Origin of the sequence: Lentihominibacter sp., from assembly GCF_046951855.1 — a bacterium.
Classification (GTDB): domain Bacteria; phylum Bacillota; class Clostridia; order Peptostreptococcales; family Anaerovoracaceae; genus Lentihominibacter; species Lentihominibacter hominis.
The window spans coordinates 23,219-37,808 of the sequence record NZ_JBKTXS010000016.1; the positions used below are offsets into that span (position 1 = coordinate 23,219).

Consider the following 14,590-nt stretch of genomic DNA (forward strand, 5'->3'; position numbering starts at 1 on the left):
TTTAGTAGACTTTTTTAAAATGATATGTTACAATAAATTTACAGTTAAAAAATAAATATGGGCGAGGAGGAATTACAATGTTATCAAAGAAAATAGTTGAATTATTGAATGATCAGGTAAACAAAGAGTTTTATTCGGCATATTTGTATTTAGATATGGCAAATTATTATAAGGATGAAGGTCTTAATGGTTTTTTCAACTGGTATAAGATACAGGCTCAGGAAGAACGTGATCATGCCGTTTTGTTCATGGATTATCTCCAGCAGAACGGTGAGGCTGTTGTTTTGGAAGCTATAGATAAACCGGATAAAAATTTTAAAGAATTCATAGATCCGCTTAATGAAGGGGCTAAACATGAAAGATATGTTACAGGCTTGATACATAATATCTATGCTGCAGCATATGAAGAAAAGGATTTCAGAACCATGCAGTTCTTAGATTGGTTCGTTAAGGAGCAGGCAGAAGAAGAAGATACAGCTGATGATCTTGTCAAGAAATTTGAACTCTTTGGCGGAGACAGCAAAGGTCTTTATATGCTTGATAATGAACTGTCTGAAAGAACTTATACAGCGCCTTCACTGACACTGTAGGGAAGAATGCATAGATAAAGTCAGATTTGTGATTTAGTTTTGATGATAGTGGTTGATATTATAATAAATAAAAACAGCGAAGTTGTAAAAGCAGCTTCGCTGTTTTTTCGTATCAAAGGATTCTTTCTGTGAATGATTCATGTTCTTCGCTGGTGACATATGAGCTTTTTCCCATTTTTGTCTGCATAAGTAACACGTATAATATAAAGCCTATGATAAATGACCAGATATAGCTTACGGAGTTAATAATCTCCCAGAATGATCCATCCATTCCAAAATAAGTGAACAGCGGCAGCACAAATGCCGCAGCCCATGAGATAATGGCGGCCGGATTAAATCCGTTTGAATACCAGTATCTTCCGTCAGCTCCTTTAAACAACCCTGCTACATCTATCCGTCTGTGTTTGCATATGAAATAATCAGCTATAAATATCGCTGCCAGCGGGGCAAGAACAGATCCATAGGCATTCAGCCATATCAGATATGCTTCATTTCCTGATCCGTATATCCACCATGCCTGTAATACAAAAAAGGAAATGAACATAGTGATCAGAACACCTCTTTTATAAGATATTTTTGTAGGTGATACATTGGTGAATCCATTGGCCGGGGCCACCATATTAGCGGATACACATGTGGTGAGTGTGGCGGCCATTACTCCTATAGCAGTTATTAAAACTATTATTTTATTGTCGATGTTATAGAGTACTGATATGACATCAAAAGGATCGTACCAGTCCGGATCACCTTGGTTCAGACCGTTGGCGGTATTGAACATAGTAGCTGATTGAGCATAGAAGGCCCCGATAAAAGCGCAGAATGTCATGGGAATAGGCATACCGTATAATTGTCCCTTGAACTGAGCTTTCTGTGACTTAGCATAACGGGAAAAATCAGGAATACTGAGAGACATCATTGCCCAGAAAGCTATATTGCCCATAAGTCCTGCAAGATAGGCCGCTGCAAAACTTTTTCCGCTCAATGTACTTTTTTGACTCATTATTTCTGCAAAACTGAAGCCGGCATCGTTTCCGATCTTTAAAGACCAGATAAAAAGGCCGACCAGCAGAATAAGCAGCAGTGGACCTCCTATATTCTGTATCAGTTTTATTTTGTTAATTCCTTTGTAAGCTATCCATGTCATGACAGCGAAAAAAATTGCATACCCGATAAAGGTTCCGGCAGAATGTGACTGTATGCCGCCCCACGAAGGGAGATTTATTGTCCAGTTTTGATCGGAAAATTTATGTATAAAACATCCGATGATAGCAGCGACAGCTCCGCCGCCTACCCATGCCTGTACAGAAACCCAGCCGCATGCGGTGATGGCTCTTGAAAGTACCGGAATCTGAGCTCCTCGGCTGCCGAATGTAAGCCTTGCCAGGCCGGGAAACGAGAGACCGTATTTACAGCCGATCTGAGAGTTGAGCTGTATAGGTATAAGTATTATGAGATTTCCGATAGCCACATTTAAAATTGCCAGCCATGGCGATATTCCCGCAGTTACCAGCCCTGTTGCAAGAGTCAGAGACGGCAGACAGATAGCCATTCCCACCCACAGCATAGAAATATTGTAAGTCGTCCAGGTTCGCTGAGAAACAGATGTAGGCGCAAGATCCTCATTGTAGTATTTAGATGATATGAGCTCAGCACGTGCTGCGTCAGTCAATTGGAACAGCCCGTTCTTTTCGACCTGTGTATATGTTGACATAAAAACCTCCATGTTTATATTTTGATCAGAATATAATAAAATAATTATACATTATAGTTACAGAAATGGCTATTGAAAATACGCAAAGGTTCGTGCCGGGTTTGCAAAATATTCTTATTCGTATATAATGAAAACATAATTGAAATGGAGGAAAAAATCATGGCCTTTACGAAGAAACAGATTAACCAGATACTGGATGCTCTGAAAGCAGAATATCCCGATGCAGGATGCGCCCTGGTACATATGGATACATATCAGCTTCTGATAGCTGTAGTTTTATCAGCTCAGACTACCGACAAAAGTGTTAACAAAATAAGTGATGCTTTGTTTAAAAAATATCCGTCGCCTGCAGAGCTTGCCGAAGCGAATCAGGAGGATGTGATAAATATAATAAAAACCATAGGCATGTATAAGACAAAATCTAAAAATATAATAGCGCTGGCTAAAAATTTGATGCAAAATTATGATGGCAAGGTTCCTGATGATTATGATGAGCTTATAAAGCTTCCGGGGGTGGGAAGAAAAACCGCCAATGTGGTGCTGTCTGTAGGTTTCGGACATCAGAGGATAGCAGTGGATACTCATGTCTTCAGACTTGCAAACAGAATAGGGCTTGTAGAAGAGAAAGATGTTCTTAAAACAGAGTTGGCTTTGATGAAGGTGCTTCCGCAAGACAGATGGACCGAAGCTCATCACAGTTTGATCTACCATGGAAGAAACTGCTGCATTGCCAGAAATCCTAAATGCGATGAGTGTGTTATAAAGAAGCTTTGTAAATATGAAAAAAACGGCAGCCGATAATTACAGCTGTCGTTTTTAAGTGCGAATTATTGGAATACCGCAGCTCATTTTATATCGCTGGGTCAATTCTTCTGCGTCGTTGGTCACCACGGACTAAAGTCCTGTGACATATGACGGGGGAAATACCACAGCTCATTTCATATCGCTGGGTCAATTCCTCCCGCAGCAGTGTTTATATTTTTTGCCGCTGCCGCATGGACAAGGTTCATTGCGGCCTATTTTTTTGCCTTTTACGACTGTTTTTGATTTTTTATATTCTTTTGCGATCTCTGTCATTTTGTCTTCACCTAAGATGTCTGTCCATTGGGGGAGTCCGTAAAGATAATCAGCGCCTGCGGCAAGCATATTATAAAAGAGCTTTTCCGGTTCAATTTGAATTTCTACATTTGACTGCTCATCAAAATTTTCAAAGTCATTTTCTTTTTTCAGACTTGAGTTTATTCCGTCTAAAAATCCCATGAAGATCACAGGACGTACTTCATATCCGCAAGCCAGATCTCCTAAAGTCCCCGTCACTTTCTCATTGGGTTTGTCCAGTATATCACTGTATATCTTGGTTTCAGCTTCGCTGTATTCCTTCCAAAACTCGGGAAATGTTTCTTCAGTTTGATTTTCTATAAGATCTTTCCATTCTTCAAATAAAGTCATTTTAGACCTCCTGTCGAGTTTTTATAAAATTGTTTTTGCAATATCTATGACATCACCGAGTACGGCGCTTCCTGTAGGAAGCGGACCGGCTCCTTTTCCGTAAAACATAAGATCATCTACGGCATTGCCTTTTACAAATACCGCATTGAATTCTTTATTGATATTGGCAAGAGGATGGGTCTCGCTTATATGCATAGGACGCACTTCATATTCAATTTCCCCGTTTTCCAGTTTCTTGGCATGAGCTATCAGTTTAATTTTGCAGTTATTGGCTCTTGCTTCTTCGATCTTTTCTTTTGTTATTTGAGTAATTCCTGTAGTAGGGATATCTTCGGGAGCAACGTACTTATCAAACATGAGAGCCATCAGAATAGTAAGTTTATTGGCAGCGTCGATACCCTCCACATCTGCAGTGGGATCAGCTTCGGCGAAACCCTGCGCCTGTGCATCTTTGAGTGCTGTATCATAATCAACGCCTTCTTTTGTCATCATTGTAAGTATGTAGTTTGTAGTTCCGTTAAGGATACCTAAAACTTCTTCAAATTTATTGGCTCTGAGAGGACCTGTCAGGGTTCCGAGAATAGGTATGCCGCCACCGACACTTGCTTCGAATCTGAAGAGCACATTATTGGCTTGGGCAGTTTCCATCAGTTTATGATAGTTGGCTGCTATAGCGGCTTTATTGGCAGTAACAACATGTTTACCGTTTTCCATAGCCTTCAGTATAAATGATGTGGCAGGCTCTATCCCACCAAGAAGTTCAATGACTATATCGATTTCGGGATCTTTAAAGATCTCGTCGGGATCGGATGTAAACTTTTCCTTTGGAACGGCGATCCCTCTGTCACGTTCTGTATCTCTTTCCAGTATTTTTACGATCTCTACTTTTGAATTCAGTGTGGATTCGATTTCGTCTCTGTTCATTTCCAGTGTTTTGTATGTTCCGGTACCTATATTTCCAAGACCAAGCAATCCGATTTTTATTGTTTTCATGTTTTCCCTCCACTCAATTTAACATTTACTATTAATTATATAATAAATTTCACGTTTTGTCTTTAAAATTTTTTACTATACTATAAATATGGATTGGCATTTTGAAATGACTGATAAAATTTGTTTTGATAATTAAGAGCATCAGTTAATTTGGAAAGCTTTTGCTTTATATATTGACTTTACGGCAGGGGAACGTACAATAAAATATAAAGGTTATTTATTAAAGGAGAAAACGTTTATGGCTATACATATAGTTTTGGTGGAACCTGAGATTCCTCCTAATACAGGCAATATAGCGAGGAGCTGTGCGGCAACGGAAACTGTTTTGCATCTTGTGAAGCCGCTGGGGTTTTCCATAGATGACAGGAGCCTGAAGAGAGCCGGACTTGATTATTGGCCTTATGTGAAACTTCAGATTCATGAAAGTCTTGATGATTTTATGGATGAATACCGAGATCGTAGGATGTTTCTGGCTACTACTAAAGGAAAGCATATTTATACCGATATACAGTTTAAGGATGAAGATATGATCCTTTTCGGGAGGGAAACGGCAGGTCTGCCTGAACCCTTTATAGAGGAACACAGAGAGAGTGCTGTAAGAATACCTATGAGCGAGGATACCAGATTGAGATCTCTTAATCTGGCCAATTCAGTCAACATAATTCTTTTTGAAGCTTTGAGGCAAATGGGGTTCCCCAGTTTAAAATAATGAGGCTAATTCCCGGCAAAGCACTGGCAAAAAATTTGCTATATGTTATAATATAAACCGAGGTATTTAAAAGATGAGTATGAGACTTGGTTATGACCTGAAGATTGAACAGTCTCAAAAACTGGTTATGACGCCTGAACTTATCCAGGCGATTCAGATTTTGCAGTTCAATACTCAGGAACTGGATTCTTATGTGCAGGAGCAGCTTCTGGTCAATCCTGTTCTGGAACAGGCCGGCAGTGAACCGCGCGAATCATCTGAACATGTGAGCGGCGTAAACACTGCGGAACATTTCGAAGAACATATGACAGAGCACCGGGAAAAGGCTTCGGATTATAAGAACGATGAATTTGATTGGAAGGAATACGTCAAAGACAGACAGTATGATGACATAAGCTACAGACAGTGGGAAGACAGGAACGGTGAAGAAAAAGAAAATGCATATGAACAATATGTATATTCTGATGTCACTCTTCCTGAACATCTTATGTTTCAGCTTCAGTTTGCATCCAATAAAAAGGGATGCAGACGTGTAGGCAAGTATATAATAGAATCTCTTGACGAGAATGGATACATGACGTCAACTGTAGAGGAGATAGCCTGTGCTACAGGTGCTCCGCAGGAAAAGGTCGAAGAGGTTTTGGAGATTATACATGGTTTCGATCCTGTAGGGGTGGGGGCTAAAGATTTGGCTGAATGTCTTGTGATACAGCTGAGACAGAAAGGACAGCTTACAGATCTTTTTGAAAAAGTTATAAATCGGCATTTGGAGGATTTGGCCAACAGCAGGTTGGGAGTCATAGCTAAGGATATGGGAATATCTCCTCAGAAAGTACAGGAGATGAGCGATATCATCAGAACACTTGAGCCTAAACCGGGCAGGTTGTTTGCATCTCAAATGGAGACAAAATATATAGTGCCGGATGTTATAATCGAAAGATCTGACGATGATTATGTGGTAACGGTAAATGAAAGCAGCACTCCGAGGCTGATGGTAAGTTCATATTACAGTAAGCTGATGAAACAGTCGGAGAATGATGATAGTCTTTCAAAATATTTATCTGACAGGGTCAATTCGGCTGTTTGGCTTATAAAGAGTATAGAACAGCGGAAGCAGACAATTTATAATGTGGTTACGGCTGTAGTGAAACATCAGAAGGAATTTCTGGATAAAGGCAGCAAATATTTGAAGACGCTTACTCTGAAAGATATTGCGGAGGAGTTGGGGATACATGAGTCTACGGTGTCACGTTCTATAAACGGCAAGTATCTTCAGTGTCCGAGAGGTGTCTTTGAGATAAAATATTTTTTTTCGGCAGGAGTGTCGGGAAGTCATGGGGAAGGAATCTCTTCCAACAGCATAAAAGAATTTATTAAAGAAATAGTAGATAATGAAGATGTAAAATCACCTTACAGCGATCAGGAAATGGTAAAAATGCTTAAAGAAAAGGGCATAAGCATTTCCAGAAGGACGGTGGCAAAATACAGAGACGAGCTGAACATACTGTCATCATCCAAACGAAAACGATATTAACCCGCAGAGGGTAAATATATATTAAATTAAATAAACTTAGTGATATTTTTAGGAGGAGTTTAAAAATGGCAATTAAAATCGGAATAAGCGGCTTTGGTCGTATTTCGCGTGTAGTTATTCGCGCAGCAATGGACATGCCTGAGATAGAAATCGCAGGTATCAATGTTCGTAATGCTGACAAAGAATACATGGTATACATGCTGAAGTACGATACTGTATTTGGACGTTTTCCGAAAGAGCTTGGAGTATACGACGACGGACTGATCATCAATGGTAAAAAAGTACCTGTATACAGCGAAAGTGACGCTTCAAATATTCCGTGGGATCAGTGCGGAGCAGAATATATAGTTGAGGGAACAGGCGCATATAACACTACCGAAAAGGCAATGGTACATATCAATCAGGGAGCCAAGAAGGTTATCATTACAGCGCCGGCTAAGGATAAGACAACGCCTACTTTCGTTATGGGTGTAAACCATAATGATTATGAGAAAGATATGACGATTGTTTCCAATGCTTCATGCACTACTAATTGCCTGGCTCCTTTAGCAAAGGTGATTGAAGATAACTGGGGGATCGAACAGGGACTTATGTCAACGATTCATGCAGCGACAGCAAAGCAGAAGGTTGTTGATGCGCGTTCACAAAAAGACTGGAGAACGGGGAGATCTGCTTTCGGAAATATTATCCCGACAAGTACAGGGGCTGCCAAGGCAGTGGCACTCGTAATCCCTTCACTGGCAGGAAAGATGACGGGTATAGCCTATCGTGTACCTACAAATGATGTATCTGTTATCGATCTTAATATACAGCTGAAAAAATCAGCAAGCTATGAGGATATCTGCAGAAAAATAAAAGAAGCGTCCGAAGGGGATATGAAAGGTGTTATAGAATATGTTGATGATGAAGTGGTTTCATGTGATTTCATCGGCGATCCTCATACATCGATTTTCGATGCAAGAGAAGGGATACAGCTCAATGATAAGTTCTTTAAGCTGATAGCATTCTATGACAATGAATATGGTTATTCCACCAAAGTACTGGAGCTTATAAAGCATATGTACAGTGTGGATAACGCATAATATTAATATTGGAAAAAACGACAGCCGACCTTGTGCCGGCTGTTGATCTTTAAGAACCTGTACAAAAATTAAAAAGGAAGGTTTTGAATGAAAAAGACTATTAGAGACATTGATGTCTCAGGGAAAAGGGTGCTGGTAAGATGTGATTTTAACGTACCCATGCAGGATGGCAAGATAACCGATGATATAAGAATAACATCAGCGCTGCCTACCGTAAAATATCTCATTGAGAATAATGCTAAGGTTATACTGATGTCTCATATGGGAAGACCTAAAGGCGAGCCTAAGCCTGAGTTTTCACTTAAACCTGTTGCCGACAGACTGTCGCAGCTTCTGGGGAAGGAAGTTATCTTTGCGGCATCTGATGTTGTGGTAGATGATAAGGTGCGTGAAACTGCCGAGGAGCTTCAGCCGGGACAGGTAATGCTTCTGGAAAATGTAAGATACCGAAAAGAAGAGACAAAGAACGAGGAACCGTTTACAGGTCAGCTTGCTCAGCTTGGAGAGATATTTGTAAACGATGCTTTCGGAACTGCCCACAGAGCACATTGTTCTACAGCAGGTCTTGCTGAATATATGCCGAGTGTATCAGGATTTCTTATAGAGAAAGAAGTAAAATTCTTGGGAGATGCTCTTGAGAACCCGGAAAGACCTTTCGTTGCCATAATGGGCGGCGCCAAGGTCGGAGACAAGATTCCCGTTATAGAAAATCTTCTTAAAAAAGTGGATTCTCTCATAGTAGTGGGAGGAATGAGCTATACATTCTTTAAAGCTATGGGATACGAAATAGGAACTTCAATTCTGGATGAGGAAAGCATAGAGCTTGCCAAAGAGCTTATGGAGAAGGCGAAGGCCGTAGGAGTACAGCTTATGCTTCCTGTAGATACCGTATGTGCAAAGGAATTTGATAATAGCAGCGAAAAAGGCGTGTTTGATAGAGATAAGATTCCTGCTGATATGATGGGTATGGACATAGGACCGAAGACAATTGATATGTATAAGAAAGTTATTTCCACAGCTAAAACGGTTGTCTGGAACGGACCTGCAGGAGTATTTGAAATGCCTAATTTTGCTGAAGGAACGAAGGCAATAGCAGAGGCTCTCGCCAAAAGCGAAGCTGTCACTATAATAGGAGGCGGAGATTCGGCTGCGGCTGTGGAGCAGTTTGGATATGCTGATAAAATGACTCACATTTCAACCGGAGGGGGAGCTTCTCTGGAATTTCTTGAAGGAAAAGAACTGCCGGGAATATCGTGTTTGGAGGAAAAGTAATGAGAATACCGTTCATAGCAGGCAACTGGAAAATGTTTAAGACAAAAGCAGACGCTGTAAAATTCGCCGAAGAATTTAAGTCTCTTTATAAGGGTACAGATATACAGGCGGCTATATGTGCTCCGTTTACGGATCTTGAAGCTTTAGCGGAGATTTTTAAAGGAACAGATATAAAAATAGGCGCACAGAATGTACATTTTGCAGATGAAGGCGCTTATACAGGGGAAATATCTGTCTCTATGCTGGAAGAGATCGGAGTTGATTTCTGTATAGTAGGGCATTCGGAAAGAAGACAGTATTTTGCAGAGACAGATGGAACTGTAAACCTGAAAATGAAAAGACTTCTTGACAGTTCAATAAGACCTATCATGTGTGTAGGAGAAAGTCTGGAAGAAAGGGATGCAGGAAAGGCTTTTGACAGAGTCAGATCGCAGCTGGAGCAGGGGCTTGCGGATATAGATGCCGAGGCAGCAGTGCGTATCGTCATAGCTTATGAACCTATATGGGCTATAGGTACGGGGAGAACAGCCACAGGAGAGCAGGCCGGGCAAATGTGTGAATTTATAAGAAATACGCTTATAGATCTTTACGGAGAAGATACCGCTGATCAGGTGATAATCCAGTACGGAGGCAGCGTGAAGCCTGCCAATGCTGCAGAAATAATGAATATGGCTGAAATAGACGGAGCTTTGGTAGGAGGAGCAAGCCTGAAAGCCAAAGATTTTATGGAAATCATAGATTTCTGATCTGTATGAAACTATTGTGTCCGCAAGACGGATCATATGAAAATTTTTCAGTTGAATATATCAAAACTTAAGGAGGTAAATTGTTATGGCTTATATTGAAGACGTAATTGCAAGAGAAGTCCTTGATTCAAGAGGAAATCCTACGGTTGAAGTTGAAGTAATGCTTGAAGACGGATCCATAGGGCGAGCTATCGTACCGTCGGGAGCATCAACGGGAATCCATGAAGCGGTAGAACTCAGAGACGGAGACAAAGCCAGATATTTAGGTAAAGGAACTCTCAAAGCAGTTGATAATGTAAATGATATTATTGCAGACCAGATTCTGGGATGGGACGCTTTTGACCAGGTGGGTCTTGATAAAATGCTGATAGCGCTTGATGGAACTCCTAACAAGGGTAAGCTGGGTGCAAATGCTATTTTAGGCGTTTCCATGGCTGTAGCCAGAGCTGCCGCGGAATCTCTGGGACTTCCTCTGTTTCAATATTTGGGCGGCGTAAACGGAAAAGTACTGCCTACACCTATGATGAATATATTAAATGGTGGTTCCCATGCAGATAATACGGTGGATATACAGGAATTTATGATAATGCCTGTAGGTGCCTCAAGCTTCAGAGAAGCTTTGAGAATGGGCGCTGAGGTTTTTCATAATCTTAAAAGCGTACTTAAGGCAAAGGGCATGAATACTGCAGTGGGAGATGAAGGCGGCTTCGCGCCTAATCTTTCTACAAATGAAGAAGCAATACAGGTTATTATAGAAGCAATAGAAAAAGCGGGATACAAACCGGGAGATGATGTGAAAATCGCTCTTGATGTTGCTGCCAGTGAGTTTTATGATGCTGAAAAGGATATTTACAATCTTACCGGCGAGGGTGTGAGCAGGACCGCCGAAGAAATGGTTTCATATTATGAAATGCTCTGCGATAAGTATCCGGTTATTTCTATTGAGGATGGTCTTGCTGAAGACGACTGGAAAGGATGGGCGCATCTTACAGAAAAGCTTGGCGGCAGAATTCAGTTGGTAGGTGATGATTTGTTTGTTACGAATACAGAAAGACTTTCAGAGGGTATCGACAAAGGAATTGCCAACTCTATTCTCATAAAAGTAAATCAAATCGGAACTCTTACAGAAACATTTGATGCTATCGAGATGGCCAAAAAGGCGGGCTATACAGCAGTAGTATCCCATAGAAGCGGAGAGACTGAGGATACTACTATAGCGGATATCGTTGTGGGTCTTAACGCCGGACAGATAAAGACCGGTTCGCTGTCGAGAACAGACAGGATCGCCAAGTATAATCAGCTTCTCAGAATAGAAGAGCTGCTTGATTCTGCAGGACAGTATGCAGGCAGAAATGCTTTTTATAATATAAGGAAAAAATAGACTGTGGAACAAGCAAAGTCATTGATTTTTGAATGGCCCTGTGATAAACTTAAAAAGTTAGAATATGAGGAGGATTGAACATGGGAATAGCTCTTAAAATAGTGCTTGCACTTGTTAGTGTAATACTGATCATAAGTATTTTACTGCAATCCAGCAACAGCGACGGACTTTCCGGATCTATCGCCGGAGGAGCCGAACAGCTTTTCGGAAAGAGAAAGAGTCAGGGCTATGATGCTATATTAAGTAAAATAGCAGCAGTTGCAGCAGTATTATTTATCGTGTTATCATTGGTTCTTGTGGCGATCGAGTAGCGCTCGCCGTTTTGGAACCTTTGTATAAAGTTGTTTTTTATTATTAAATGCTTTAATAGTTCGTGCTCAGCATGTTAGTTAAGAGGTGTCATTGACGCCTCTTATAGTGTACGGGTACGAGGGGGAGGTATCATTAAAATGGAAATCTTTGCAATTCTTGCCGTTGCTGCGGCAATTATTGGACTAGTTGTTGCCGTAGGATTAGCCTCATGGATAAAGAAGGCAGACGAAGGTAACGACAGAATGAAAGAGATCGCCGGTTACATAAGAGAAGGTGCCATGGCGTTTCTTTCAAGAGAGTACAAGATTATGGCTATCGTAATCATTGTGCTTGCTCTGCTCATCGGGTTTGGTCTGCAGAGTGTTACGACAGCAGTTCTTTATGTTGTAGGTGCTTTACTGTCAGTTCTGGCAGGGTATTTCGGAATGAAGGTGGCTACTCTCGGTAATGTGAGAACTGCCAATGCAGCTATGGAGTCCGGAATGAATAAGGCGCTTAAGATCGCATTCAGATCAGGTGCCGTAATGGGATTGGCTGTATCAGGGCTCGGACTTTTAGGACTTGGAGTCGTTTTATGCGTTCTTGATCTGGCAACAGTGGTAGAATGTGTAACAGGATTTGGTTTCGGAGCATCATCGATGGCTCTATTCGGAAGAGTCGGAGGCGGTATCTATACCAAGGCCGCAGACGTAGGAGCTGACCTTGTAGGTAAGGTTGAAGCAGGCATACCTGAAGACGATCCGAGAAACCCTGCTGTTATTGCCGATAATGTAGGGGATAACGTAGGTGACGTTGCCGGAATGGGTTCGGACTTATTTGAATCATATGTTGGTTCTATTATTTCAGCAGTTACTTTGGCATCAGTTGCAGCTGTAAATTCAGGCGGTCTGTTTGATGAAAGCATGGCGGCGCTGTTCCCGCTGATTCTGTCAGGCATAGGAATTCTTGCGTCGGTTATAGGAATATTTATCGTAAGAGGCAAGGAGGGATCAAACCCTGCAAGCGCTCTCAACATGGGTACATATCTGGCAGGTATAATAGTTATTATAGCTACAGTGATCCTTTCAAAGGTAATGCTGGGAAGCTTTAACTATGCTATTGCTATTATCGCAGGTCTGGTAGTGGGTATAGCTATTGGTAAGATTACTGAGATATATACTTCTGCAGATTATAAATCAGTTAAAAAAATTGCAGATCAGTCACAGACGGGTTCGGCAACTACTATAATAAGCGGTCTTGGCGTTGGTATGATGTCAACGTTATGGCCTATAATCTGTATAGCAATAGGAATATTTGTTGCGTACTATACTGCGGGAATGTACGGAATCGCTCTTTCGGCGGTAGGCATGCTTTCAACAACAGGAATGACTGTAGCGGTTGATGCTTATGGTCCGGTTTCAGATAATGCCGGCGGTATAGCTGAGATGTCTGAGCTTCCTGACAATGTGAGAGAAATAACGGACAAGCTTGACTCTGTAGGCAATACTACTGCAGCTATAGGTAAAGGATTCGCTATCGGATCAGCTGCTCTTACTGCTCTGGCGCTGTTTGCATCATATGCTGCAGTGACAGATCTTGAGGCTGTTGATTTACTTGACCCTGTAGTGGTAATCGGACTGTTTATCGGAGCTATGCTTCCATTCCTGTTCTCGGCGTTCACTATGAATTCTGTGGGTAAAGCAGCTAATCAGATGATTGAAGAAGTCAGAAGACAGTTTAAGGCTGACAAGGGAATTCTTGAAGGAACCTCAAAGCCTGATTATGCTCATTGCGTTGATATTTCGACAAGAGCGGCTCTTAAGGAAATGATTGTTCCCGGACTTATGGCAGTGCTTGCTCCATTAGTTATCGGAATCGTGTTGGGACCTGCATCTCTGGGCGGTATGCTCGGAGGAGCTTTATCATCAGGTGTTCTGATGGCTCTTATGATGGCTAATGCCGGCGGAGCTTGGGACAATGCTAAGAAGTATATAGAAGAAGGCCATTATGGCGGAAAAGGTTCAGATCCGCATAAGGCTGCAGTTGTAGGAGATACTGTAGGAGATCCGTTCAAGGATACCTCAGGTCCTTCAATAAACATTCTTATCAAACTTATGACTATCGTGGCATTGGTATTCGCACCTGTATTCGTACAGATCGGCGGACTTATCAATATGCTGTTCTAAACAGAAGAAAAATAACTTTCAAATCAAAAGGCCCGGAAATTTTTCCGGGCCTTTTGATTTACAGAAAATACTGTGCTAAAAGATTTTTATCTTGATACATTGAAAAAACAAAGCATTTTTTACATATTATCCATGTTCATGTAGAGGCAGATGTTGTTTTCTTCAACTGTATTTTCTTTTATAAGAAGAATAAGGAAACGGCCGTCATTTGAGAGAGCATAATTATAGACGGATTTGCAATCGGAATTTATTGTGGTGAGTTTATTTCCTTTTATATCATATGTTCCGACTTTTTCTGATAGATAGATTTTGTTGTTTCTTAAAAATGATATATGGTCGGGGAATAGGTCTTTTTCAGTATTTTCACTTACTGCGACCCATGTTCCCGTAATTTTATATTTGGAGCTTCCTGTATATAAACAATAGATTATATAAATAATAAATACTATTAATATTAGAGATACTGTTGCTTTAAATATTATTTGATAGTGAATTTCAGTTTTGTTTTTTTGTTCCACAGTGGCACCCTTACTTAAAATAAAAGTTTATAGTACATAAATGACATTTAGTAGATGTCAAATTAATTGATATTCTATCATATTATTGCATTAATGACAAGCACTGAATGTCAATGTGGGGAGTCACA

The 14,590-nt window shown here is 40.8% G+C and carries 14 protein-coding genes; 10 read left to right on the forward strand and 4 right to left on the reverse strand.

Features of this window, described 5'->3' with window-relative positions:
• The first annotated feature begins 77 nt into the window (after positions 1-77).
• On the forward strand, positions 78-590 hold the full coding sequence (locus tag ACLR96_RS05850; protein WP_177268984.1) for a ferritin: 513 nt from the start codon (positions 78-80) through the stop codon (positions 588-590).
• A 112-nt stretch (positions 591-702) separates the two neighbouring features.
• Here ACLR96_RS05850 and ACLR96_RS05855 read toward each other — a convergent pair whose 3' ends face one another.
• Positions 703-2,301 (reverse strand): cytosine permease, encoded by a 1,599-nt coding sequence (locus tag ACLR96_RS05855; protein ID WP_177268986.1) that lies wholly within the window; start codon positions 2,299-2,301, stop codon positions 703-705.
• Between the two features lie 159 nt (positions 2,302-2,460).
• Between ACLR96_RS05855 and nth the strand changes: the two genes are divergently transcribed.
• Complete coding sequence (gene nth / locus ACLR96_RS05860) at positions 2,461-3,102, forward strand: endonuclease III (protein ID WP_177268988.1); 642 nt, start codon at positions 2,461-2,463, stop codon at positions 3,100-3,102.
• Positions 3,103-3,252: 150 nt separating this feature from the next.
• Here nth and ACLR96_RS05865 read toward each other — a convergent pair whose 3' ends face one another.
• On the reverse strand, positions 3,253-3,750 hold the full coding sequence (locus ACLR96_RS05865; protein ID WP_177268990.1) for an SEC-C metal-binding domain-containing protein: 498 nt from the start codon (positions 3,748-3,750) through the stop codon (positions 3,253-3,255).
• A 21-nt stretch (positions 3,751-3,771) separates the two neighbouring features.
• Positions 3,772-4,743, reverse strand: a complete 972-nt coding sequence (locus ACLR96_RS05870; protein WP_177268992.1) for a homoserine dehydrogenase — start codon at positions 4,741-4,743, stop codon at positions 3,772-3,774.
• A 238-nt stretch (positions 4,744-4,981) separates the two neighbouring features.
• Between ACLR96_RS05870 and trmL the strand changes: the two genes are divergently transcribed.
• The 8 genes from trmL to ACLR96_RS05910 all read left to right on the forward strand — a co-directional run bounded on the left by trmL (position 4,982) and on the right by ACLR96_RS05910 (position 13,944).
• Positions 4,982-5,452, forward strand: a complete 471-nt coding sequence (trmL, locus tag ACLR96_RS05875; protein ID WP_177268994.1) for a tRNA (uridine(34)/cytosine(34)/5-carboxymethylaminomethyluridine(34)-2'-O)-methyltransferase TrmL — start codon at positions 4,982-4,984, stop codon at positions 5,450-5,452.
• Positions 5,453-5,525: 73 nt separating this feature from the next.
• Positions 5,526-6,986, forward strand: a complete 1,461-nt coding sequence (gene rpoN / locus ACLR96_RS05880) for an RNA polymerase factor sigma-54 (RefSeq protein WP_243206926.1) — start codon at positions 5,526-5,528, stop codon at positions 6,984-6,986.
• 65 nt (positions 6,987-7,051) lie between these two features.
• On the forward strand, positions 7,052-8,068 hold the full coding sequence (gap, locus tag ACLR96_RS05885) for a type I glyceraldehyde-3-phosphate dehydrogenase (RefSeq protein WP_177268996.1): 1,017 nt from the start codon (positions 7,052-7,054) through the stop codon (positions 8,066-8,068).
• A gap of 87 nt (positions 8,069-8,155) precedes the next feature.
• Positions 8,156-9,340 carry a phosphoglycerate kinase gene (locus ACLR96_RS05890; protein WP_177268998.1) on the forward strand — a complete coding sequence of 395 codons (1,185 nt, stop codon included), beginning with the start codon at positions 8,156-8,158 and terminating at the stop codon, positions 9,338-9,340.
• The gene (tpiA, locus tag ACLR96_RS05895; RefSeq protein ID WP_177269000.1) at positions 9,340-10,086 is read left to right on the forward strand and encodes a triose-phosphate isomerase; all 747 of its coding nucleotides are present in this window, start codon (positions 9,340-9,342) and stop codon (positions 10,084-10,086) included. Before ACLR96_RS05890 ends, tpiA begins: the two co-directional genes overlap by 1 nt.
• An 85-nt stretch (positions 10,087-10,171) precedes the next feature.
• Complete coding sequence (eno, locus tag ACLR96_RS05900) at positions 10,172-11,467, forward strand: phosphopyruvate hydratase (protein WP_177269002.1); 1,296 nt, start codon at positions 10,172-10,174, stop codon at positions 11,465-11,467.
• Between the two features lie 80 nt (positions 11,468-11,547).
• Positions 11,548-11,778, forward strand: a complete 231-nt coding sequence (gene secG, locus ACLR96_RS05905) for a preprotein translocase subunit SecG (protein WP_177269004.1) — start codon at positions 11,548-11,550, stop codon at positions 11,776-11,778.
• A 138-nt stretch (positions 11,779-11,916) separates the two neighbouring features.
• Entirely contained in the window at positions 11,917-13,944 is a 2,028-nt protein-coding gene (locus tag ACLR96_RS05910) for a sodium-translocating pyrophosphatase (RefSeq protein ID WP_177269006.1), read from the forward strand.
• A 119-nt stretch (positions 13,945-14,063) separates the two neighbouring features.
• On the opposite strand, the gene ACLR96_RS05915 is transcribed toward ACLR96_RS05910, so the two are convergent.
• Positions 14,064-14,462 carry a hypothetical protein gene (locus tag ACLR96_RS05915; protein WP_412265422.1) on the reverse strand — a complete coding sequence of 133 codons (399 nt, stop codon included), beginning with the start codon at positions 14,460-14,462 and terminating at the stop codon, positions 14,064-14,066.
• Between the last annotated feature and the right edge of the window lie 128 nt (positions 14,463-14,590).